The organism is Serratia sp. SA088 (assembly GCF_049065515.1).
Classification (GTDB): domain Bacteria; phylum Pseudomonadota; class Gammaproteobacteria; order Enterobacterales; family Enterobacteriaceae; genus Serratia; species Serratia nematodiphila.
Map to the genome: position 1 here is coordinate 304,818 of NZ_JBAKGW010000005.1, position 23,418 is coordinate 328,235.

General features: G+C 57.6%; 21 protein-coding genes and 1 tRNA gene. 16 read left to right on the forward strand and 6 right to left on the reverse strand.

What is annotated here, in order from left to right; translation table 11 throughout:
* Positions 1-37: 37 nt before the first annotated feature.
* The 6 genes from rng to csrD all read right to left on the reverse strand — a co-directional run bounded on the left by rng (position 38) and on the right by csrD (position 7,137).
* A complete protein-coding gene (gene rng, locus ACOWVD_RS15305; protein WP_004936922.1) occupies positions 38-1,507 on the reverse strand; it encodes a ribonuclease G in 1,470 nt (489 codons plus the stop codon).
* Positions 1,508-1,545: 38 nt separating this feature from the next.
* Complete coding sequence (locus ACOWVD_RS15310; protein ID WP_004936921.1) at positions 1,546-2,130, reverse strand: Maf family protein; 585 nt, start codon at positions 2,128-2,130, stop codon at positions 1,546-1,548.
* 10 nt (positions 2,131-2,140) lie between these two features.
* Positions 2,141-2,629, reverse strand: coding sequence for a rod shape-determining protein MreD (gene mreD, locus ACOWVD_RS15315; protein WP_004936918.1), 489 nt, complete (start codon positions 2,627-2,629; stop codon positions 2,141-2,143).
* Positions 2,626-3,651, reverse strand: a complete 1,026-nt coding sequence (mreC, locus tag ACOWVD_RS15320; RefSeq protein ID WP_049241438.1) for a rod shape-determining protein MreC — start codon at positions 3,649-3,651, stop codon at positions 2,626-2,628. The genes mreD and mreC overlap by 4 nt, the downstream gene beginning before the upstream one ends.
* A gap of 94 nt (positions 3,652-3,745) precedes the next feature.
* Positions 3,746-4,789 carry a rod shape-determining protein MreB gene (gene mreB, locus ACOWVD_RS15325; RefSeq protein WP_003855260.1) on the reverse strand — a complete coding sequence of 348 codons (1,044 nt, stop codon included), beginning with the start codon at positions 4,787-4,789 and terminating at the stop codon, positions 3,746-3,748.
* Between the two features lie 413 nt (positions 4,790-5,202).
* Positions 5,203-7,137, reverse strand: coding sequence for an RNase E specificity factor CsrD (csrD, locus tag ACOWVD_RS15330; RefSeq protein WP_049241436.1), 1,935 nt, complete (start codon positions 7,135-7,137; stop codon positions 5,203-5,205).
* Between the two features lie 204 nt (positions 7,138-7,341).
* Between csrD and ACOWVD_RS15335 the strand changes: the two genes are divergently transcribed.
* From ACOWVD_RS15335 to fis, 16 genes are all read left to right on the forward strand, one after another.
* Positions 7,342-8,319, forward strand: coding sequence for an MDR family oxidoreductase (locus ACOWVD_RS15335; protein WP_164095424.1), 978 nt, complete (start codon positions 7,342-7,344; stop codon positions 8,317-8,319).
* Between the two features lie 156 nt (positions 8,320-8,475).
* Positions 8,476-9,477 carry a protein-methionine-sulfoxide reductase catalytic subunit MsrP gene (msrP, locus tag ACOWVD_RS15340; RefSeq protein WP_049241434.1) on the forward strand — a complete coding sequence of 334 codons (1,002 nt, stop codon included), beginning with the start codon at positions 8,476-8,478 and terminating at the stop codon, positions 9,475-9,477.
* Positions 9,478-10,077, forward strand: a complete 600-nt coding sequence (gene msrQ / locus ACOWVD_RS15345) for a protein-methionine-sulfoxide reductase heme-binding subunit MsrQ (protein WP_004936895.1) — start codon at positions 9,478-9,480, stop codon at positions 10,075-10,077.
* Positions 10,078-10,364: 287 nt separating this feature from the next.
* Positions 10,365-10,817 carry a type II 3-dehydroquinate dehydratase gene (gene aroQ / locus ACOWVD_RS15350; RefSeq protein WP_004936891.1) on the forward strand — a complete coding sequence of 151 codons (453 nt, stop codon included), beginning with the start codon at positions 10,365-10,367 and terminating at the stop codon, positions 10,815-10,817.
* Between the two features lie 32 nt (positions 10,818-10,849).
* Positions 10,850-11,317, forward strand: coding sequence for an acetyl-CoA carboxylase biotin carboxyl carrier protein (gene accB / locus ACOWVD_RS15355; protein ID WP_004936889.1), 468 nt, complete (start codon positions 10,850-10,852; stop codon positions 11,315-11,317).
* 12 nt (positions 11,318-11,329) lie between these two features.
* A complete protein-coding gene (gene accC / locus ACOWVD_RS15360; RefSeq protein WP_004936886.1) occupies positions 11,330-12,679 on the forward strand; it encodes an acetyl-CoA carboxylase biotin carboxylase subunit in 1,350 nt (449 codons plus the stop codon).
* A 404-nt stretch (positions 12,680-13,083) separates the two neighbouring features.
* Positions 13,084-14,166, forward strand: a complete 1,083-nt coding sequence (locus ACOWVD_RS15365; RefSeq protein WP_241487051.1) for a cupin domain-containing protein — start codon at positions 13,084-13,086, stop codon at positions 14,164-14,166.
* Positions 14,167-14,191: 25 nt separating this feature from the next.
* Positions 14,192-15,145 carry a lactate/malate family dehydrogenase gene (locus ACOWVD_RS15370; protein ID WP_197798917.1) on the forward strand — a complete coding sequence of 318 codons (954 nt, stop codon included), beginning with the start codon at positions 14,192-14,194 and terminating at the stop codon, positions 15,143-15,145.
* Positions 15,145-17,376 (forward strand): hypothetical protein, encoded by a 2,232-nt coding sequence (locus ACOWVD_RS15375; protein WP_421105650.1) that lies wholly within the window; start codon positions 15,145-15,147, stop codon positions 17,374-17,376. Before ACOWVD_RS15370 ends, ACOWVD_RS15375 begins: the two co-directional genes overlap by 1 nt.
* A 47-nt stretch (positions 17,377-17,423) precedes the next feature.
* A complete protein-coding gene (locus tag ACOWVD_RS15380; protein WP_004936868.1) occupies positions 17,424-18,629 on the forward strand; it encodes an MDR family MFS transporter in 1,206 nt (401 codons plus the stop codon).
* Between the two features lie 196 nt (positions 18,630-18,825).
* Positions 18,826-18,902 (forward strand) — tRNA-OTHER (locus ACOWVD_RS15385).
* Positions 18,903-19,122: 220 nt separating this feature from the next.
* A complete protein-coding gene (locus ACOWVD_RS15390; RefSeq protein ID WP_004936865.1) occupies positions 19,123-19,365 on the forward strand; it encodes a YhdT family protein in 243 nt (80 codons plus the stop codon).
* A complete protein-coding gene (gene panF / locus ACOWVD_RS15395; RefSeq protein WP_004936863.1) occupies positions 19,355-20,800 on the forward strand; it encodes a sodium/pantothenate symporter in 1,446 nt (481 codons plus the stop codon). Before ACOWVD_RS15390 ends, panF begins: the two co-directional genes overlap by 11 nt.
* An 11-nt stretch (positions 20,801-20,811) precedes the next feature.
* A complete protein-coding gene (gene prmA / locus ACOWVD_RS15400) occupies positions 20,812-21,693 on the forward strand; it encodes a 50S ribosomal protein L11 methyltransferase (protein ID WP_015379202.1) in 882 nt (293 codons plus the stop codon).
* Positions 21,694-22,086: 393 nt separating this feature from the next.
* Positions 22,087-23,091: a tRNA dihydrouridine synthase DusB gene (dusB, locus tag ACOWVD_RS15405; RefSeq protein WP_004936856.1), complete on the forward strand. Its 1,005-nt coding sequence runs from the start codon at positions 22,087-22,089 to the stop codon at positions 23,089-23,091.
* Positions 23,073-23,369, forward strand: a complete 297-nt coding sequence (gene fis, locus ACOWVD_RS15410) for a DNA-binding transcriptional regulator Fis (protein ID WP_000462905.1) — start codon at positions 23,073-23,075, stop codon at positions 23,367-23,369. Before dusB ends, fis begins: the two co-directional genes overlap by 19 nt.
* Positions 23,370-23,418: the final 49 nt, after the last annotated feature.

Consider the following 23,418-nt stretch of genomic DNA (forward strand, 5'->3'; position numbering starts at 1 on the left):
GGCCCGGCGTGCCGGGCCCCTATCGATGTCGGGCGGGCTACATCATGACGACGTCGAACTGCTCCTGGCTGTACAACGGTTCGATCTGCACCTTCACCTGTTTGCCGACGAAAATCTCCACTTCGGCCAGCGCATGCGACTCTTCGCTCTTCAGCGCTTCGCCGACCGCCGCCGAAGCGTACACCAGGAAGCGATCGGAATCGTAAGCGTGATGCACGCGCACAATCTCGCGCAGGATCTCGTAGCACACGGTTTCCACCGTTTTTACGGTGCCGCGCCCATTGCAAGTAGGACAATCGTGACAGAGCACATGTTCAATGCTTTCACGCGTTCGTTTACGCGTCATTTCAACTAAGCCTAGCTGAGAGAAGCCGTTGATCGTGGTTTTTACCCGATCTTTACTCAACGCCTGCTCCAGCGAGTGCAGCACCCGACGGCGATGCTCTTCGTTGTTCATATCGATAAAGTCGATGATGATGATGCCGCCCAGATTGCGCAGCCGCAGCTGGCGGGCGATGGCCTGCGTCGCCTCGATGTTGGTATTGAAGATGGTTTCATCGAGGTTGCGATGGCCGACGAAGGCGCCGGTGTTGATGTCGACCGTGGTCATCGCCTCGGTCTGATCGATGATCAGATAGCCGCCGGACTTCAGCTCCACCTTGCGCTCCAGCGCACGCTGGATCTCGTTTTCCACATCGTACAGATCGAAAATCGGCTGGCTGCCGGTATAGAGCTCGAGCTTGTTGGTGATGTCCGGGATGTACTCGCCGGTGAACTCCACCAGCAGATCGTGCGTCAACCGCGAATCGACGCGGATGCGATCCAGCGCCGCGCCGGCGAAATCGCGCAAGATGCGCTGCGCCAACGCCAGCTCGCCGTACAGCTTGTATTTGGTCTGGTTGCGCTTCTTGCGCTCCATCACCTTGGTCCACAGCCGTTTGAGGAATGCGGCGTCCTGCGCCAGCTCTTCCTCGCCGATGCCTTCCGCCGCGGTGCGGATGATAAAGCCGCCCAGCTCGTCGCAGTGCGGCGCCACGATCGCCTTCAGGCGCTCGCGCTCGGCTTCGCTGTCGATGCGCTGCGACACGCCGACGTGCGCCGCACCCGGCATGAAGACCAGATAACGCGAAGGCAGCGTGATATCGGTGGTCAAACGCGCGCCCTTGGTGCCAAGCGGATCTTTCACCACCTGCACCATCAGGTCTTGCCCCTGGCGCACCAGCTCGGCGATGTCGCGCACGTGGAAGTTTTTCCGCTCGTCGCCGGCGACGCATTCGGTATGCGGCATGATGTCAGAGGCGTGCAGGAAGGCGGCCTTATCGAGGCCGATGTCGACGAACGCCGCCTGCATGCCCGGCAGGACGCGGCTGACGCGCCCTTTATAGATATTGCCGACGATGCCGCGTTTGGATTCGCGTTCGATATGGATCTCTTGCAGAATGCCGCCATCGATATAGGCGACCCGCGTTTCAGACGGTGTGATATTAACCAGTAGCTCAGCTGTCATGCCTTCTCCTCAGAGCCGGTCGATAATGGCAGCGCCCATCAACCGGTTCTTACATCACGTAATGCGACAAAATTACTGAGCAGCTCATGTGTTTCGACCAGCGGCAGACCGACCACTGCGTGATAACTCCCGGTTATCGTTCTGACGAAACAACCACCCTTTCCTTGAATTCCATAGGCGCCCGCCTTATCCATCGGTTCGCCCGTAGCAATATAGTCGCGGATATCCTGTTGTGACAGGCTGCGGAACGTCACGTCAGTCACCACCAGCTGGCAACGCACGTCGTGGCGATCGGCGATCGCCACTGCCGTCATCACCTGATGCTGCTTGCCGGACAGGGCCGCCAGCATGTCCGCCGCATGGGCTTCGTCGCGCGGCTTCTCCAGCACCCGGCCGTTGAGCACCACGATGGTGTCGGCGCCCAGCACCGGCCGATCTTCCTGCGCCAGCGCCACGCCCGCCTTGGCCTTGTCCTGCGCCAGGCGGCGCACATAGGCTTCTGCGGCTTCGCCTTCCCGGCGCTGCTCTTCGGTATGCGTCAGCAGAATGTCGAACGACACGCCCAGCAGGGTCAGCAGTTCACGTCGACGTGGGGAGCCGGAGGCCAGATAAAGCGAAGTCATTGATATACCCTTACTGTACGGCGAACTGACGGCGGATTTTGCGCATCAACAGGAATAACCACGGCCACAAAATGCCGTTTACCACACTACTCCAGAACACCTCTGGGCGGAAAGAGACGTTGATCACTAAAAACTCAGCCCAGAACACCACCACGTCCATCGACAGCGACAGCAACACGACGATAAGCGCCTGTTGCCACAGCGCCATATTGCGGAACAGTTGGAATTTGAACGCCACCAGATAGGCGATGATGCCCAGCGCCAGCGCGCGCACGCCCAGCGTGGAACCGAGGATCAGATCCATGATCAGCCCCAGCACGAAGCCGGTGCCGACGTTGACCCGATGCGGCAAAGCCATCACCCAGTAGATCAGGATCAGCACCAGCCAGGAAGGCCGGAACATGTAGATCTGCTCCGGCCACGGCATGATTTGCAGCACCAACGCCACCAGGAACGACAGCCAGATTATCCAGCGCCCGTGGCTGCGGTAGCTGTTCATTGCACCACCTCCGCCGCCGCAGGCTGAACCTGAGGCTGAGCAGACGCCGGAGCGCCGGATTGCGGCGCCGCACCGGCGGCCGGGGCCGGCAGCTGTGGCCCGACGGAACCGGCCGGCGGCAGCACCTGCGGCATCATCTGCATCAAGCGCTCATTGGCCACGCGGTGTACTTCGTCCGGCGGCAGCGGCATGTCGCCGTTGCGATCGGCGCCCCACAGCAGCAGCAGGTAGCGCAAACGCTGCAGACCGGCGGTCGGCCGCGCCTGAATCACAGTGTAAGCACGCTGGTTGTCGACTTTGACCGAGGAGACCACCGCTACCGGATACCCTTCCGGGAAGCGGCCGCCGAGGCCGGAGGTGACCAGCACGTCGCCGACGCGGATGTCGGTGTTGTTCGGCAGATGCTCCAGTTGCAGATCGTCGGCGCAGCCGCTGCCCGCAGCGATCACCCGAATATCGTTGCGCAGCACCTGGATCGGCAGCGCATGCGAGGCGTCGCAGATCAGCAGCACGCGGCTGGTGACTTTCGCCACCGCCACCACCTGACCGACCACGCCCTTGTCGCTGATCACCGGCTGGCCTTCATAGACGCCGTTGTCCGACCCTTTGTCGATCACCACCTGATCGCTATACGGATCGGAACCGGTGGAGATCACCTGGGTGACCATCTTGTGTTCGTCCTGACGCAGCGGAGAACCCAGCAGCTCGCGCAAGCGGGCGTTTTCCTGCTTGAATTGGCCAAGAAGAAGAATATCGCTGTTTTTCAGCAGCAGTTCCTGCCGCAGAGCGCGGTTTTCCAGCTCCAGCTGTTGGCGGGTGGCCAGCGTCTCTGACACGCTGTCCAAAACTTTACGCGGCCCGTTGGCCAGAAAATAGAAAGGGCTGACTGCGGTGTCCATGTAGTTGCGTATCTTCACGAACGTGCCGAGCCGGCTGTCGGCAACGATCAGGCCAATGGCCGCAATCACCGCCAAAAAAAGTCGCAGTTGCAGGGAAGGCCCCCTGCTAAAAATCGGCTTCATAAATTATGCGAGTTCCTCGACAACAGAAAGAGGAACCGTACCCGATTCTCGCTGTGCGCATTCATCCGATACGATTCCTCCTTCCAGGGGCTGACTATTCTTCGCTGAACAAATCGCCGCCGTGCATGTCGATCATTTCCAACGCCTTGCCGCCGCCGCGCGCCACGCAGGTCAGTGGATCTTCCGCCACTACGACCGGGATGCCGGTTTCTTCCATCAGCAAGCGATCGAGATTGCGCAGCAGCGCGCCGCCGCCGGTCAATACCATGCCGCGTTCGGAAATGTCGGAGGCCAATTCTGGCGGGCACTGCTCCAGCGCCACCATCACCGCGCTGACGATGCCGGTCAGCGGCTCTTGCAGGGCTTCGAGGATTTCATTGGAGTTCAGGGTAAAGCCGCGCGGTACGCCTTCGGCCAGGTTACGGCCGCGGACTTCGATTTCGCGCACTTCGTCACCCGGATAGGCAGAACCGATTTCGTGCTTGATGCGCTCGGCGGTCGCTTCGCCGATCAGCGAGCCGTAGTTGCGGCGCACATAATTGATGATGGCTTCATCGAAGCGGTCGCCGCCGATGCGCACGGAAGAGGAGTACACCACGCCGTTCAGCGAGATCACCGCCACTTCAGTGGTACCGCCACCGATATCCACCACCATTGAGCCTGTCGCTTCGGAGACCGGCAGACCTGCGCCGATCGCCGCCGCCATCGGCTCTTCAATCAGGAACACTTCGCGCGCGCCGGCCCCTTGGGCGGACTCGCGGATAGCGCGGCGTTCAACCTGGGTCGCGCCGACCGGCACACAGACCAGCACGCGCGGGCTTGGGCGCATGAAGCTGTTGCTGTGAACCTGTTTGATAAAGTGCTGCAGCATTTTTTCGGTCACGAAGAAGTCGGCGATCACGCCGTCTTTCATCGGGCGAATAGCCGCGATGTTGCCGGGGGTGCGGCCCAGCATCTGTTTGGCGTCATGACCGACGGCCGCAACGCTCTTTGGGGAGCCGGCACGATCCTGACGAATGGCAACCACCGAAGGTTCATTCAGTACGATGCCTTGCCCTTTAACATAAATCAGGGTATTGGCGGTACCCAAGTCGATGGACAAGTCGTTGGAAAACATGCCACGAAATTTCTTAAACATAACGAAAGGATAATCCTGCAAGCTGGGGGCGGAAAATAAAATCCGCCTACTTTACCAACCACACGAAGCAGCGACAAGGCGCAAAAACGTTCTACTTCGGTGAAAAATAGTCTGTATTGTTTCTGCTCGAATGCACGGAAATTGGATGAGGCCTGAATTCCCTGAACAAAGGCTCAGTTTACCACCCTGTCAACGCACGAAACGGCGTAACACAGCTCATAAAATCTAACATATTCCCTGATTGCCGCCGATGGTAAGCACCTACCAACGCCAACCAGATAAAAGCTGACAAGAGCCTATCTCAAATAGGCGTCGTTGTCGCAGGCAGATTGGAGAAAACTCCAAAATGACGAGTGACATGGCCCAGATGGATCCGGCGCTCATTCTACGTCAATTTTTGTCCGGCAATCAGCTTAAACGCGATAACGACGTGAATATTTTTTACGCCCCGCGTCGATCGGTTCCGGCGACGCGAAAAAGTCGCCCTGCCCGCCGTGGATCCCACGCTCTTTCAGCGTCTGCCACTCGTTGCGCGTGCGTACGCTGGCGGCGAACACCTGCGCGCGCGTACCCGCGCAGGCGCCGGTCAGGCTCTGCACGAACAGCTGGTTTTCGTCCCGCTTATCGATGCTCCGCACCAACCCCGGGTGGAGCTTGACGATCTCCACCTGCAGCGACTTGATATAGGACGTACTGACCACGGTTAACCCCGCTTTGGACACCGCCAGGCGGCAACCCAGCCCTGACAGCAACCTCAGCACCGGACGCAAACGGTCGATATGTTGACACACATCTGCCTCCGCAAGTTCAATCAGAATTCGCCGACGTTGACTTTTTTCGCATTGCAACAGCGTATCGCGTAGCCAGCGCTGGAAAGAGCGCTGCAAAATCGAGTCTACGCACAGTGGAAACGCCAGCGTTTCCTCGGGCCACTGCGCCAACAAGGGAATGATGCGGCTCACCTGTTGGCGATCGTAACTCTCCGCCAACCCCAGCTGCTGCACCAGCGGCATATATTCCGCCGGCAGCAATTCCTGGGTGCCGTCATAGATCCGGCTCATGATCTCGCGATGGTGCACCTCGCCTTCCACGGTCACCGCCGGTTTCTGATACAGCCGCGGGCCACCGCGCGCCAGCACCTGTTCCAGCAGCGTGCGCCACTTGACGCTGCCGCGCCCCTTTTCCGGCACCTGGCTGTCGTACACATACCACCCGTTTTCGCCCTGCAGCGTAGCGTGGCGCGTCGCCTGCTCCGCATAGTCGATCACCTGCTCGGTGGTTTGACCGCTGCGGTACGCCACGATGCCGATGTGCAGGAAGGCCTCGCGATCGATCAGCGCCGTGGAAGGCAAGGCATCGATGGCGTTGACCAGCTGTGAAGCGATGCCGTCGGCCTCCTTCAGGGTTCGATGCGGCAACAGCACGGTAAAATCGCTGTGGAAGTAGCGCGCCAGCAGCGCCGACGGGTAGCGCATCACGAAGGTAGACAGCAGGTTGACCAGCGAATACATCAGTTCTTGCACCGCCACGCTGCCGTGCGTCTCGCGCAGGGTCTCGAAATCGGGCAGCCGCACCATCATCACGATGCCGTGCGAGCCTTCATCTTCCAGCTGAGTGGTCAATTGGTTATCGAAGAACAGGCGATTATTCAGCCCGGTTTTGGCGTCCTGCGCGGCAAAGGCGCGGATCAGCGTATCGACCCGGCTGCGCTCTTCCCGCGCTTCCGCCAGATCGGCCAGCAGGCGGTCGAGCGCGCCGCTGACGTTGGCCGGCCACTCACGCACGTCGCCCTGCATGACGTTTTCACGCTCGCCGTTCAGAATGCGCCGCGCGCGGCGTTCCAGACGATCTTCGCCGTCGGCCTGTTCACGCAGCCAGCGCAGGCTGAACAGCAAAATCACCACCATGACGACGATCGACAGCGTGACGGCGGCGGTGGATTGCAGCGTACGCACGTCGCTGGCGAAGGGATCGAGGTAGGTGATGTACAGCGTGCTGCCCGGGTGCTGCAACAGGGGGCGCGAGACCTGACGATAGCCGTTCAGCGCATCCCAGTGCTCTTTTTTGACCGTCGGCAATTTATAGTCGAGCAGTTGGCTGGCCCCGGCCTCTATGCGGATCGACACGATGCCGAGCGTGCGCATGACGATGGGCAACCATTTCTCCTGCTCCTGCGGCGGCTCGCTCAGCATGGCTTGATCGAGAGTGGTAACCAGCGAATCCAAGCGGCGCTCCTGGCGATCCTGGGTAACGTAAAAGAAGCTGTATGAGCATCCCATCAGCATCAAAAACATCGCCAGCGCGACCAACAGAGTGATCAATGCAGAGAGTTTGGTGGTAAATCGCATCCCTGTGCCTTGTCCGCTATGGTTAAGTGAGTGTTCACCCTTTAGCTAAAAGGGGCCGTCCAACCCTAACAAGCCTTGCTGAAGAATTAAACCTGCAAGCGCCGTTTTTGTCCTTTATCAGGACTTGGGCCGCTTATTATGCATATAGTCAAATAAATGTGATTCAGCCATTGATAGAAAAGTGTAAACGAGAGGAAGAGTGACATGCGTGCACTGTTATTGGAACAACAAGACGACCAAACTCTGGCCCATATCAAAGATATCGACAGCGATCGGTTGCCGGAAGGCGATGTTACCGTCGACATCAACTGGTCCAGCCTGAACTACAAGGATGCGCTGGCGATCACCGGCAAAGGCAAGATCGTACGCAACTTCCCAATGGTGCCGGGCATCGATTTCGCCGGCACCGTGCGCCACAGCCGCGACGATCGCTTCAAAGAGGGGCAAAGCGTGGTGCTCACCGGCTGGGGCGTGGGCGAACACCACTGGGGCGGCCTGGCCGAGCAGGCGCGCGTCTCCGGTGAGTGGCTGGTGCCGCTGCCGAACGGGCTGGATGAGCGCAAGGCGATGATCATCGGCACCGCCGGCTTTACCGCCATGCTGTGCGTGATGGCGCTGGAGGAAGGCGGCGTGCACCCGGACGACGGCGATATCCTGGTCACCGGCGCCAGCGGCGGCGTGGGCAGCACCGCCATCGCCCTGCTGGCGGCGTTGGGTTACCGGGTGACCGCCATCAGCGGCCGCGACAGCAATACCGAGTACCTGAAAGCGCTCGGCGCCAAAGAGGTGATGTCGCGCGATGGCTATATCGACACGCCGCGTCCGCTGGAGAAACAGCTGTGGGCCGGCGCAGTGGACACCGTCGGCGACAAACTGCTGGCGCGGGTGCTGGCACAGATGAACTATAACGGCACCGTCGCCGCCTGCGGCCTGGCGGGCGGTTATCAGTTGCCGACCACCGTGATGCCGTTCATTCTGCGCAACGTGCGCCTGCAGGGCGTGGATTCAGTGCATACGCCGCTGCATCGCCGCCAAACCGCCTGGGAACGGCTGGCCGGCATTCTGCCGGACAGCTTCTATCAGCAGGCCACACACGAAATCACCCTCGAGCAGGCGCCGGCCACCGCCGCTGCGCTGCTGAACAACCAAATCACCGGCCGCACCCTGGTGAAAATCCGCTGACCTTCTCCCCTCGTCGACGGGGGGAGTTCCCGCTTCTGCGAAATTTCATATTTTCCCGCGCCCCCTCGCTTCCGGCCGGCTTTAGCGCCATGCTTATTTCATGGAGACCCGTTTGCCGCTTACAGGCGGCGGGAATCAGTCGCGGAGAACATAAGCATGAACAAACACCCGAAATTAACCGAGGCCGACGTCACGCCGGAGAGCGTGTTCCACCAGCGGCGCAAGGTGCTGCAGGCGCTCGGCATCAGCGCCGCTACGCTGGCGCTGCCTACCGGCGCGCGGGCGGACCTGCTGTCGTGGTTCAAGGGCAACGATCGCCCCAAGGCGCCGCCGGGCAAAGCGCTGGCATTCGGCAAACCGGCCGCCTGGCAGGCGCAGCTGGCGATGACGCCGGAAGACAAGGTGACCGGCTACAACAACTTCTATGAGTTCGGCCTCGACAAAGCCGATCCGGCCGCCAACGCCGGCGGGCTGAAAACCGAAGGCTGGAAAGTGCGCATCGACGGCGAAGTGGCGAAACCGATAACGCTGGATATCGACGATCTGATGAAGCGTTTCCCGCTGGAGCAGCGTATTTACCGCATGCGCTGCGTCGAGGCCTGGTCGATGGTGGTGCCGTGGATCGGTTTCGAGCTGGGCAAGCTTCTCAAGCTGGCCGAACCGAACAGCAACGCGCGTTACGTAGCCTTCCAGACGCTGTACGATCCGGAGCAGATGCCCGGCCAGAAAGATCGCTTTATCGGCGGCGGCCTGAAATATCCCTACGTCGAAGGGCTGCGGCTGGACGAGGCGATGCATCCGCTGGCGCTGTTGACCGTCGGCGTGTACGGCAAAACCCTGCCGCCGCAAAACGGCGCGCCGCTGCGACTGATCACGCCGTGGAAATACGGCTTCAAAGGCATCAAATCGATCGTGCATATCCGCTTGGTGCGCGATCAGCCGCCGACCACCTGGAACCAATCCGCGCCGAACGAGTACGGTTTTTACGCCAACGTGAATCCGCACGTCGATCATCCGCGCTGGTCGCAGGCCACCGAGCGCTTCATCGGCTCCGGCGGCATTCTCGACGTCAAACGCCAACCGACGCTGCTGTTCAACGGCTATGCCGATCAGGTGGCGTCGCTGTATCGCGGCATGGATCTGCGGGAGAATTTCTAAGTGCGCCTGACGCCTGTTCACATCAAATGGCTGAAAGCCGCCCTGCATCTGGCGGCGTTTTTGCCCTTTCTCTGGCTGGTACTGGCGGTGGATCAAGGCTGGTTCAGCGCCGATCCGTCCAAGGACATCCAGCATTTTACCGGCAGGATGACGCTGAAACTGCTGCTGGCCACGCTGATGATCGCCCCGCTGGCACGCTACGCCCGCCAGCCGCTGCTGATCCGCTGCCGCCGTCTGGTGGGGCTGTGGTGTTTTGCCTGGGGCACGCTGCACCTGATAAGCTACTCCACGCTGGAACTGGGGCTGAGCAATCTCGGCCTGCTGGGCAGCGAGCTGGTGAACCGCCCTTATCTGACGCTCGGCATCCTCACCTGGCTGATCCTGCTGGCGCTGGCGGCCACCTCGACGCTGTGGGCGATGCGCAAACTGGGCGCCAAATGGCAAACGTTGCACAACTTCGTCTATCTGGCGGCGATCCTCGCGCCCATCCACTATCTGTGGTCGGTCAAAACCTTTTCCCCCCAGCCGTTCATTTACGCGCTGCTGGCGGTGGCGCTGTTGGGCCTGCGCTACAAGAAATTCCGCGCCTGGTGGCGCTGAATCGCGCGGCGGCGCGCGTGATTGTCGTTGAAAAACGCACGCCGCCGGCGGGAACTTTTTCTGTGTTCCAGCGCTCATATTCCTGTCACGGAACCCCGAGTTGGTCGATTTGGGGTTGAATATCTTCGCTGATAAGACCAGTATTTAGCTGCGAATTGCTACGATATCGTTATAATGCCCGACCTTGTTTCTGTTCTCAGGGTGAATTTGCCCCTTAACAGGTGACAAATCGGTAACATCGGGTTATTTTCTACGATGATGGTTTTATTGCCGGAGATACCAGCACAATGGCGGATAAGTTTCACATTTTGCTTCTGAACGGCCCCAATCTCAATCTGCTGGGGACGCGTGAGCCGGAGAAGTACGGCAGCACGACGCTGACAGAGATTGTTAACGGATTGGAAAACCAGGCATCCGCATTGGATATTACCCTGAGCCATCTGCAGTCCAACGCCGAGCATCAGCTGATCGATCGCATCCATCAGGCGCGCGGCAACACCGATTTCATTCTGATAAACCCGGCGGCGTTCACGCACACCAGCGTGGCGTTGCGCGATGCGTTGCTGGCGGTGCAGATCCCGTTCATCGAGATCCACCTGTCCAACGTGCACGCCCGCGAACCTTTCCGCCATCACTCTTATCTCTCAGACGTAGCGGTAGGCGTGATTTGCGGCCTCGGCGCGGATGGCTACGCTTTCGCTTTACAGGCAGCGGTTAACCGTCTGTCGAAAACCCACTAATTGCTCCACAAAAAGAGTACGGAATCACACTCATGGATATTCGTAAAATCAAGAAACTGATCGAACTGGTTGAAGAATCAGGCATTTCTGAACTGGAAATCTCTGAAGGCGAAGAATCGGTTCGCATCAGCCGTGCCGCACCGGCGCAGGCTTATCCCGTCATGCAGCAGGCTTACGCGATGCCGGCACAGCAGCAGCCAGCCCTGGCTACCGCCGTTGCCACCGCGCCTGCGGCAGAAACCCCTGCAGCACCGGCGGCCGTGAGTGGCCACGTCGTTCGTTCCCCAATGGTAGGCACCTTCTACCGCACCCCAAGCCCGGACGCGAAAGCCTTCGTGGAAGTGGGCCAGAAAGTGAACGCCGGCGATACCCTGTGCATCGTTGAAGCCATGAAAATGATGAACCAGATCGAAGCGGACAAGTCCGGCGTCGTGAAAGCCATCCTGGTGGAAAACGGCCAGCCGGTCGAATATGACGAGCCGCTGGTCGTCATCGAATAACGAGGCGCCCCCATGCTTGATAAAATTGTTATCGCCAACCGCGGCGAGATCGCGCTTCGCATCCTGCGTGCCTGTAAAGAACTGGGCATCAAGACCGTTGCGGTTCACTCCGCGGCCGACCGCGATCTGAAACACGTGCTGCTGGCCGACGAGACCGTCTGCATCGGTCCTGCGCCATCGGTAAAAAGCTACCTGAACATCCCGGCCATCATCTCGGCGGCGGAAATCACCGGCGCGGTGGCGATCCACCCGGGCTACGGCTTCCTGTCCGAGAACGCCGACTTCGCCGAGCAGGTTGAACGCTCCGGTTTCATCTTCATCGGCCCGAAAGCCGAAACCATCCGCCTGATGGGCGACAAGGTTTCCGCGATCAACGCCATGAAAAAAGCCGGCGTGCCATGCGTGCCGGGCTCCGACGGCCCGCTGACCGACGACATGGATAAAAACCGTGCCTTCGCCAAGCGCATCGGTTATCCGGTGATCATCAAGGCCTCCGGCGGCGGCGGCGGTCGCGGCATGCGCGTGGTGCGCAGCGACAAAGACCTTGAGCAGTCCATCAACATGACGAAAGCGGAAGCCAAAGCGGCTTTCAACAACGACATGGTGTACATGGAAAAATACCTGGAGAATCCGCGTCACATCGAGATTCAGGTATTGGCCGACGGCCAGGGCAACGCCATCTATCTGGCCGAGCGCGACTGCTCCATGCAGCGCCGCCACCAGAAAGTGGTCGAAGAAGCGCCGGCGCCGGGCATCACCAGCGAAATGCGCCGCTACATCGGCGAGCGCTGCTCGAAAGCCTGCGTGGAAATCGGCTACCGCGGTGCGGGCACCTTCGAGTTCCTGTATGAAAACGGCGAGTTCTATTTCATCGAAATGAACACCCGTATTCAGGTAGAGCACCCGGTTACCGAAATGATCACCGGCGTGGATCTGATCAAAGAGCAGCTGCGCATCGCTGCCGGTCAGCCGCTGTCGATCAAACAGGAAGAAGTGAAGATCCACGGCCACGCGGTAGAATGCCGCATCAACGCCGAAGATCCGAACACCTTCCTGCCGAGCCCGGGCAAGATCACCCGCTTCCACGCGCCAGGCGGTTTCGGCGTGCGTTGGGAATCTCATATCTACGCCGGTTATACCGTACCGCCGTACTATGACTCCATGATCGGCAAACTGATCACCTTCGGCGAAAACCGTGACGTGGCGATCGCCCGCATGAAAAACGCCCTGGCTGAACTGATCATCGACGGCATCAAAACCAACGTTGAGCTGCAGCAGAAGATCATGAACGACGAAAACTTCCAGCACGGTGGCACCAACATCCACTATCTGGAGAAGAAGCTGGGTCTGCAGGAAACCTAAGGCAGCCACGCAGCATCGTCTGACGAAAGGCCGGTTAATCACCGGCCTTTTTCTTTTCTCGCGCCCGCCTGATTTTTTCGTTCAACCGCGCAAAATAGAATCAAATCTTCACAGATAACTTTCTCTTCACATTCATCCAGCCCGCCACCCACATCACCACACAAAACATAACAAGATGTTTTTAAACAAAAAACATTTAACTCATAGCTTACAAATAAATATTAGCAAGGAAAAAACTCAATCCATCGCATTTTCACACGCCATAAACTTTAACAAAATTAACGTATTAATTACAAAGCTTGACCCCGATCACATCCGCTCGGTGATAGCCCGTGCTATTGTCGCCGTCGATCGAATGCAGCGCGCTCTTTTTCTCTTTTTATTTATCCTTTTTATTGACTTAGATGAGTAATGTCTTAATGAGCCATGTAACTGAATACGACCGTAAGCCCGAGTTTTCCCTGTACCACCGTGCTGACATGGAAACCATAAAAAGCATTAAGGAAAACGGGATTGAGAAGCTTTTGGGCGAAGTGAAGAATTTCCGCGCCAATGAGGAAATAAACCGCTTTATTCCCGAACGGGCACGCCTGGCAGTAAGCTGGGTGCGTCTGGCGAAAAACGAAAAGCTGGATGTGCATGTTCATCCAATATCTTCGCTGTATATCATTTGTGAAGGGGAAGCGATCCTGCTGGGAGACGGCGTTGACCGCCGGGCCGTTCCAGGCGATGTCATCTGCATTCCGCCAGGCGCGGATCACGGCTTCATCGGCGCGGGCGACAACGGCTACTGGGGGCTGTCAATCCAGTTTGAGGAGCGCGGGCTCTATGAAGATCCCAGCAAGCCGCTGGTGACTTTCGATCAAGATCCCTACGCTTACTACCATCAGCTTAAAGCGCATAACGCCCGCTACATCGAGCGCTATCAGGACAACAAGATCTTTACCGCATTCGCCAAGGACAAAACGTTCTCCGAGGCGAAAAAATCCTTGTTCCTGGACTACCTGCAGATCCTGTCCGATCAGTTCCAAAAAATGGTGCTGCTGCGTAGCGCACTGTGTGAAGACGTTCGCTTCTCGCGTTTCTTCAGTGAACATCTGAAAGAAGAATTCGGCCATGACGAGGTGCTGCGCAACAGCCGCGACAACCTCCAGGTTCGCGAAGACGCGATCTTTGAAGCGCTGTGCATCTGGTTCAACCACCAGATGATCACGCTGGATAATCTGGAACAGGCTATCCTGGTGCACTTTGTCATCGAAGGTTCGGCTTTCGTGTTCTATAACAACATCAAACACGTGTTCGATCCGAGCAAACAGAACCATTTCGAGGATCACTCCGAATTCGATGGCGATCATCAGGAAGTGGATAAAGCGTTCTTCAAGGGGATGACCGAAGAACAATTCCAGCGTGTCAAAGCCGTACTCGATAAAGGGTGGAGTATGGTTGAGAAGCAGTATGCAAGACTGGCCGAACTGATCGAAGCATAAGCCGGGCAGGTCATCAGGAGCGGTCATGAAAATTGTTTTATTGGGATTCGGCGGTATTGGGCAAGAGACGCTAAACGCGCTGTTAAGTACGACCGAGCAACGTGGCAGCGTCAATGAAGTCGTGATCATCTGCCGAAATACCGAAAAGTATTCAGCCGTTTGCGAAGATATTCTTGATGGCCTGCTGGCGGAAGCGCTCTTCTCACGCCATAACCGAACGTCTTTACCCAAGATTGTTGTGACGGATGACTACCGCCACATCGACGGGGCTGACGTGATCCTCTGTTGCTATGGCGTGCCTTCAACCTTTCCGATGCATGACCGCCAGGCGTTGCTGGACGATCACGTACGGCTCAGCGAGGCCATTTTTAGCCGAGCCAAACCCTTCATTGCTCCCGGCTGTCACATCATCAATGCGGTCAATCCGGTGGATAGCATCAGCTATTACATCGATAAAATCCTGCTCGACTCTCGCTGCCGGGTGATAGGCATCGGCGCCGCGCACAACACCGCCAGGCTGCTGAAAAGCATCTGCCGCATTTCCGGGATCGACATGCAGCGCATCGACGCGCGTAGCCTGACAGTCTGCGGCGAGCACGGCGCCGGGTTGGTGCCCTTGCTCAGCCAGGTAACAACCGACGAGGGACCGCTGAACCAGCTACTTTCGGCGCAGGCGCTGGCGCAAATCGTCACCGATACCCGCAATCAAGGGTTGGACATATTTCACAAAATGCGGCGCCCTCCTAAATATGGCCCGGCCGCCTCCATTCTTATCTTGCTTGAGCGCATCATCCAACGGGACGAAACCCCCTGCTGCGGTTCGGTCTGGCTGCCGGAACTGGGCGTGTTCATGTCCTGGCCGCTGGCTCTGCGCGACGGCGTCTTTACGCCGCTGTCGCTGATGCCCAATCAGGATGAGCAACAACAAATCCACCAGGCGGCGCTCAAGTTAAAAAACATCATCCAAGGTTTTAGCTGATGACGACCGATCAAACCAGACAGATTTTCCGCGATCTCTACATGCCGTTACGCCCTGAGTATCGTTTTCTTTCGCCACTGTACGGGGTGCTGTGGTGCAACAACGAACTCGCGGAAAAGTATTACCGTTTTCTTGGCGCCGAACACCCGATCGGCCAGGTGGCGCGCGCGTTGTTCTACCGTACTGACCTGGTCGAGTTTGACGTAAGCAAAGAGGTGAAGAATCCGTTCACCTGGTTTTCCCCCTCTACCCTTGCACGGCTGGTGGCTTTCATGTGCAGCCCGCGTTTCACCGACAATGATATCTCCTCGTTATATCAGCATGTACGAGATGAAACGGACTTTCACGCTGCCATTGAGCAGCAACATCGGCTTTCTGTGCAAATACGCCGGCTTTGCGACAGCGTACTGCAACAGTTCGAGGACACAAAAGCGCAGATCGCAGCCGCAGAACGCGAAGCGCTCTCCCTAGGCGCCCATTTGAAAGCGCAAGAAAAAGCGCTGAATCAGATCCTGCAACAGGCGGAAAACGCCGTTAAAGCGCAGCAGGTGCCGATCCAACAATGTCGAGCCGCGATCGCCGCGCTCAAAGCCGGCAAAAAAACGCTGGGCAAAAGCGCTGCTGAGAATAAAGAGGCGCAGCTGCTGGCGCTCAATGCCGAAATCACCGAGCTGGAAGCACGCCTGAATGCGGCGCAGCAAGAAGCCATGCATCAAGCCGGCCTGTTCCCCGCCTGGCAAAACGCGCAGGCCACCGTCGAACATGCCCGCCAGCAAAAAGATGAAGCCACCTTGCGCGCCAGCATGCTGGCGGAAAATTTTACCGAAAGCACCGTCGCACGGCTGCAAACCGAGGGATTCAGCGCTGACTTCATTGCATTGCATCTGCCTTTCAACAAGTATCACCGCTATCTGCCGCGACGTGTGCAGGATTACGTCGGTATCCACTGTGCCGATCGCGACAGCTTGCTGGCCGAGTTGCACAATTTATGTCGTTTACTGATCGCGGCCAGCCGCACCGCCGAGCACGACAGGGAGGTGTTTCATTTGCTCAACGCGGCGCTGTGGCTGAAATGCAAGGGTAACTTCGGCAAATTGACCGCCTACATGCAGCAACTGCGGGAACTGAGCGGGGAGCTGTTCGGCGAAACGGCGACGGGCGAGACGCACTTCCCCGATCGCTGCCATGACTATTACGATCGCGAAGTGTACGGCCGCTATTTTCCGCCGCTGTGCATCACCAAAACCTGCCGCCCCGCGCCGGATTCTGACGTCTCGTTCTCAGATTGCGGGGAGAGTTCGCTGCGCAACTTCATCAATGTCCTGGTGAAAAACCAAGCAAGCGCGCAGCTTGACGCCGGAATACTCAAACGCAGCGGTCTGGCTGTCGATCCGCGCGTCATCGCGTTCTATGAAAAAAACCCTCGTTTGGAAACGATCAGAAGCCAGGAAGTACATAACCAGTGGGCTGAAATTGCCTCATCACTCAATGCGCGCGACAACCGAATCAAATACCTGACGCCAGGTAAAGACGCCTATTGCGAGTTGGCCGCCGGCGGCAACAACATGCAGCATATGCTGCAAGCGCTATTGGGCGAAGCTGATATCACCACCATTTGCCGCCGAATCGCCTCCTCTTCCGGCATCGATATTCGTTGCGATCTCAGCGACTTCCACCCGGAACGGCACGATCTGGAAGACTTCACCAACGTTGTTCGCCTTGAATTCGACGGCAAATATGTCTTTCACTGGTATTTCCTCAAACAGCATTTCCGCTGCGCTTCGGCAGATCTGTTCAACGAAGAGGAAAATTATGTACGCCAGGCACTCGCCATGCTGAATGACGAGATGAAACAGGGCCGTCTGAATCGCGACCAGTTCCGCGCACTGCTCAGTTTCCATCTGAAAGAGAAGCCCGTGGCGCAAGTCAAAATGATATTCGACAGCCTTGGCGCTACCCTCGTCGGAGATGAAATGACGTTCTTGATGTTGGGTAAATTGAACTCCGTCGATTCCATGTTCGAATACTGCATGAACGTTCTGGCGATTTCAACGCTGGCGCATAGCGCGCCAGTCTCGGCGACTGTCGCCGCGATTATTCAAGGCATCAGCCCGCATCCGGTTATCTTCGATCAGCGGAAAAATCTCATCGCGAGGATTAGAGAAACCGGAGTGACGCCGTTACTCACTCTGGCTAACCGATGGGAAAAGGAAAGTTTGGAAAAGGTGTAATACACTCGGTTCAACAGACGACGAGCAACATTTAAGGAGAAACCGCCTTGAGGTCAACATTCATCCCTTATTTCCCAAAAGAAATATGGGTTATCTTTATCGGGACGTTTTTGACGCGCGCCTGCTTTTTCATGATTTGGCCATTCATTACCATTCTCATGAGAAATAACTACGCGATGACGCCGGTGGAAATCGGCGTCATGATGAGCGTATCACTTATCGTGTCTATTTCTTTCGGCTATCTCTTCGGTGGCGCATCAGACAAATATGGCCGTCGCACGTTGATTATTCTTGGTGCAATCGCCGCTATCATTTCATTTAGCGTACTTGCGTTGGCCAACTCACCGGCGTGGTATTTTGTCGGTATTTTACTCAATGGCATTTCGCGCTCATTGATCGAACCCGCCAGCAAAGCGGTGATCGGCGATATTCTCCATGACAGGCAAGAGCGGGAACGCGCCTTGAACATCCGCTACTTCCTGATGAACGTGGGCGCAGCCGTAGGCCCATTAGTGGGTGTCGCTCTCGGGCTGACGGCGCAGAAGGCCACCTTCTTCGTCACCGCATTGTCGTTCCTTTGCTATTTGCTGCTGGTGCTCGCGGTATTCAAAGCGGGGCACGGTAAAGAAACGCGCAACGCCACCTTCTCGTTCATTGGCTCTTTGCGGATTATCTGGAACGATCAGGCGTTCAAGGTGTTGGTAGTCGCCAACATTTTGGTGATGCTGGTCTACGGGCAGATCGACGTGACGCTGCCGCAATACCTCATGATCAGCCAGGTGTACAACCCCGAATACCTGCTCAGCGTGCTGATATTCATCAATGCAGCCACGGTGATAACGCTGCAGTATTTCACCGAGCGCTTTACCCGCCGCATGTCATTGGCACTGAAAACCAGCCTGGGCGTGTTCTTTCTCGCGCTTTCACAAATTGTCTTTCTGCTGGTTTCCAGTGAAAGCTGGCTGCTGTGGTTGGTCGCCATGTTCCTGCTCAGCCTCGGCGAAGTCATCCTGTTCCCTACGCTCAATATACAAATTGATCGTATGGCGCCGGCTAACCTAAAAGGGGCTTACTTCGGTGCCGCCACGTTTTACGAATTTGGCCTGGCGCTCGCTCCTTTTGTCGGCGGTTTGCTGTTAAAACAAGGTGGCGGTGGCGCCCTGTATGCCGTGATGTTCTTTTTATGCATCGGCGTCATCGTTCTTTATACTATTTCGGAAAGAATATCTGAGAAAAGAACGATAACCGCGTGACATTGTTAACCCGCTAATTAACGCCGCCCTTGTTTAAACGTATTAACGGGGCGGCTTTATCGTGATATTAATCACAGTAAATAAATAGCGAAGGATATGCGGGTCATTATTTAATCGAACGATTTATTTAATGCCAAAAAATAAAAGAAATCTATTTACATGAATGATTAGGAGATGTTATAAATTTGTTTATTGCAGGCGTGTAGCTCAGTGGTAGAGCGCTGTGTCATACTTCACAGAGGTCACCTGGTTCGATTCCGGTTGCGCCAACCAATATAAAACCCATTCCTTTTCCCATTCTCTTTAATTATTTTATCATCGAAATAAACCGGCAAAAATTTATATATTTACCCCCCTCTTTTCTTTCCATCGCCCCGTTGCGTTCACCGGAAAGGTGAATAATTTATTAGCCAAACGCCGCACATTCCGTACAATCCTGTTCCTTCATCTGTTCTTGTCACAAGCCATCATCGTAAACCTATGGGGGACACTGATGGACAAACGCTTTATTCAGGCGCACCGCGAAGCGCGCTGGGCGCTGGGGCTGACGCTGCTCTACCTGCTGGCCTGGGGGCTGGCGGCCTACCTGCCGGACAGCGCCATCGGCGTCACCGGCCTGCCGCACTGGTTCGAAATGGCCTGCCTGCTGGTGCCGCTGCTGTTCATCGGCCTGTGCTGGCTGATGGTGCGCACGGTGTTCCGCGACATTTCGCTGGAGGACCGCGATGCAAACTGAAGTGATCCTGCCGCTGGTCGCCTACCTGTTGCTGGTGTTCGGCCTGTCGGTGTACGCCTATCGGCGCCGCCAGAACGGAAACTTCCTCAGCGAATATTTCCTCGGCAACCGCTCGATGGGCGGCTTTGTGCTGGCGATGACCCTGACCGCCACCTACATCAGCGCCAGTTCGTTTATCGGCGGGCCGGGCGCCGCCTACAAATACGGCCTGGGCTGGGTGCTGCTGGCGATGATCCAACTGCCGGCGGTGTGGCTGTCGCTCGGCGTGCTGGGCAAGAAATTCGCCATCCTGGCGCGGCGCTACAACGCCATTACTCTCAATGACATGCTGTATGGCCGCTACCAAAGCCGCCTGCTGGTGTGGCTGGCCAGCCTCAGCCTGCTGGTGGCGTTCCTCGGCGCCATGACGGTGCAGTTCATCGGCGGCGCACGCCTGCTGGAGACCGCCGCCGGCATTCCTTACGACACCGGCCTGTTGATCTTCGGCATCAGCATCGCGCTGTACACCGCCTTCGGCGGCTTCCGCGCCAGCGTGCTGAACGACGCCATGCAGGGGCTGGTGATGCTGCTCGGCACCGTGCTGCTGCTGGTGGCAGTGATCCATGCCGCCGGCGGACTGGACAGCGCAGTGAGCAAACTGCAGCAGATCGATCCTGCGCTGGTGTCGCCGCAGGGCGGCGATCAGATCCTCAGCCTGCCGTTTATGGCGTCATTCTGGATCCTGGTGTGCTTCGGGGTGATCGGCCTGCCGCACACCGCCGTGCGCTGCATCTCCTACAAGGACAGCAAGGCGGTGCATCGCGGCATTCTGCTCGGCACCGTGGTGGTGGCGGTGCTGATGTTCGGCATGCACCTGGCCGGCGCGCTCGGCCGCGCGGTGTTGCCGGATCTCAAGATCCCCGACCAGGTGATCCCGACGCTGATGATCACCGTTCTGCCGCCGTACGCCGCCGGGATCTTTTTGGCGGCGCCGATGGCGGCGATCATGTCGACCATCAACGCCCAACTGCTGCAATCCTCCGCCACCATCATCAAGGATCTCTACCTGGGCGTGCGGCCGCAGCAGATCCACAACGAGCGATTGATCAAGCGCTTCTCCAGCCTGACCACGCTGATCCTCGGCCTGCTGGTGCTGCTGGCGGCCTGGCGCCCGCCTGAGATGATCATCTGGCTCAACCTGCTGGCTTTCGGCGGGCTGGAGGCGGTCTTCCTGTGGCCGCTGGTGCTGGGCCTGTATTGGGAACGCGCCAATGCACAGGGAGCGCTTAGCTCAATGGTGTCGGGTGCGGTATGCTATACGCTATTGGCCAGCTTTAACCTGCAACCGGCAGGGCTGCACCCTATCGTGCCTTCGCTGTTGCTCAGCCTGTTGGCGTTTTATCTCGGTAACGTCGTCGGCGAAAAGCGCCGGGCGGCGTCATCATTACCCTCTTGAAGAGAATTGCTATGCCTTGGATCCAACTCAAACTGAACACCACCGGCAGCCAGGCGGAAGACCTGAGCGACGCGCTGGTGGAAAGCGGCGCCGTGTCGGTGACCTTCCAGGACACCCACGACAACCCGGTGTTCGAGCCGCTGCCGGGTGAAACCCTGCTGTGGGGCGATACCGATGTGATCGGCCTGTACGACGCGGAAACCGATATGACCGAGGTGGTGGCGATGCTGGAACAGCACCCGCTGCTGGGCGCCGGATTCCGCCACAAGATAGAGCAGCTGGAAGACAAGGACTGGGAGCGCGAATGGATGGACAACTTCCACCCGATGCGCTTCGGCGAGCGCTTGTGGATCTGCCCGAGCTGGCGCGACGTGCCGGATCCCGACGCGGTCAACGTGATGCTCGATCCGGGCCTGGCGTTCGGCACCGGCACCCACCCGACCACCGCGCTGTGTCTGCAGTGGCTGGACGGCCTCGATCTGGCCGGCAAAACCGTCATCGATTTCGGCTGCGGTTCCGGCATCCTGGCGATCGCCGCGCTGAAGCTGGGTGCGGCGCGCGCTATCGGCATCGACATCGATCCCCAGGCCATTCAGGCCAGCCGCGACAACGCGCAGCGTAACGGCGTCTCAGAGCGTCTGGAGCTGTATCTGCCGAAAGACCAGCCGGCGGACCTGCTGGCGGACGTGGTGGTCGCCAACATCCTCGCCGGCCCGCTGCGCGAACTGGCGCCGCTGATCGGTTGCCTGCCGAAGGCCGGCGGTCATTTGGGGCTGTCCGGCGTGCTGGCCAGCCAGGCGAGCAGCGTTGCACAAGCCTACGAAGAAAAGTTCACGCTCGATCCGGTCGCCGAGCGTGAAGAGTGGTGCCGCATCACCGGCCGCCGTAAGTAAGCGTCACGGTATATTGCTCCCTCATCCACCGGCCCCGCGCCGGTGGATTTTTTTTGTCCGGCGATCGCCTCACGGGCAAGACAAAATTTTATGCAATTTTTTGCCTTTCAACGATGGATCGCCCTGACAATGCGCCTTCCAGGCAGGTTATCCCGGCAAAAATAGCGGGCGAATGCAGATAATATCCTGCGCAAAGGCGAATATTTTACCGCACACAAAATAAGCACTTTTCGTCAACTCATTGTAAAATATATACAATATTTTTATGAATCACTGCGCAGCGCATTTTTTGCCCTAATAGCGAGCCGATTGGTTAAAGTTTGGCCTTTCATCTCGGCGCAAAAATGCGTAATATACGCGCCCTTGCGGACACAGTATGGTCACTCTTTGTCTATGCGCATTGGACACCACCAGCTTACTAATTGCCTGATTGCGGCCCCGATGGCCGGTATTACAGATCGCCCGTTCAGAACCCTCTGTCATGCAATGGGTGCTGGGATGGCTGTATCCGAAATGCTCTCCTCCAACCCGGAGGTGTGGCGGACGGATAAGTCGCGTCTGCGTATGGTGCATAGCGATGAACCAGGGATCCGCTCCGTGCAGATTGCCGGATGCGATCCTGATGATATGGCCGCCGCCGCGCGTATCAACGTGGCCAGCGGCGCGCAGATCATCGACATCAATATGGGATGCCCGGCCAAAAAAGTGAACCGGAAGCTTGCCGGGTCCGCCTTGTTGCAGTACCCGGATCTGGTAAAACGGATCCTCCACGCGGTGGTTGACGCGGTGGATGTGCCGGTAACGCTGAAGATTCGCACCGGCTGGGCGCCAGAGCACCGTAACTGTGTAGAGATTGCCCAACTGGCCGAAGACTGTGGTATTCAGGCCCTGACGATTCACGGCCGAACCCGCGCCTGTCTGTTTAACGGCGACGCGGAATACGACAGCATTCGGGCAGTTAAGCAGAGTGTTTCCATTCCGATTATCGCGAATGGGGATATTACTGACCCGCATAAAGCCAGAGCAGTGCTCGACTACACCGGGGCCGATGCCCTGATGATAGGCCGCGCTGCTCAGGGGAGACCCTGGATCTTCCGGGAAATCCAGCATTATCTGGACACTGGGGAGTTGCTGCCGCCGCTGCCGCTTGGCGAGGTGAAGCGCTTGTTGATTGGGCACATTCGGGAATTGCACGGCTTCTATGGCCAAGGCAAGGGATTCCGGATTGCTCGTAAGCACGTGTCCTGGTATCTCCAGGAACACGCTCCGAATGACCAGTTTCGGCGCACATTCAACGCCATAGAGGATGCCAGCGAACAGCTGGAGGCGTTGGAGGCATATTTCGAAAATCTTAGCGTAAAAAAAGAGCTGACAGAACTATGTTCGAACAACGCGTAAATTCTGACGTACTGACCGTTTCTACCGTTAACTCACAAGATCAGGTGACTCAAAAGCCTCTGCGTGACTCGGTTAAACAAGCACTGAAGAACTATTTTGCTCAACTGAACGGTCAAGACGTAAATGACCTGTATGAGCTGGTACTGGCTGAAGTTGAACAGCCACTGTTGGACATGGTGATGCAATACACCCGTGGCAACCAGACCCGCGCAGCCCTGATGATGGGCATCAACCGCGGCACGCTGCGCAAGAAGCTGAAAAAATACGGCATGAACTGATACTAGTCAGTTAACGTGTTGAAAAGGCGCTTTATCTCATTTGATAAGC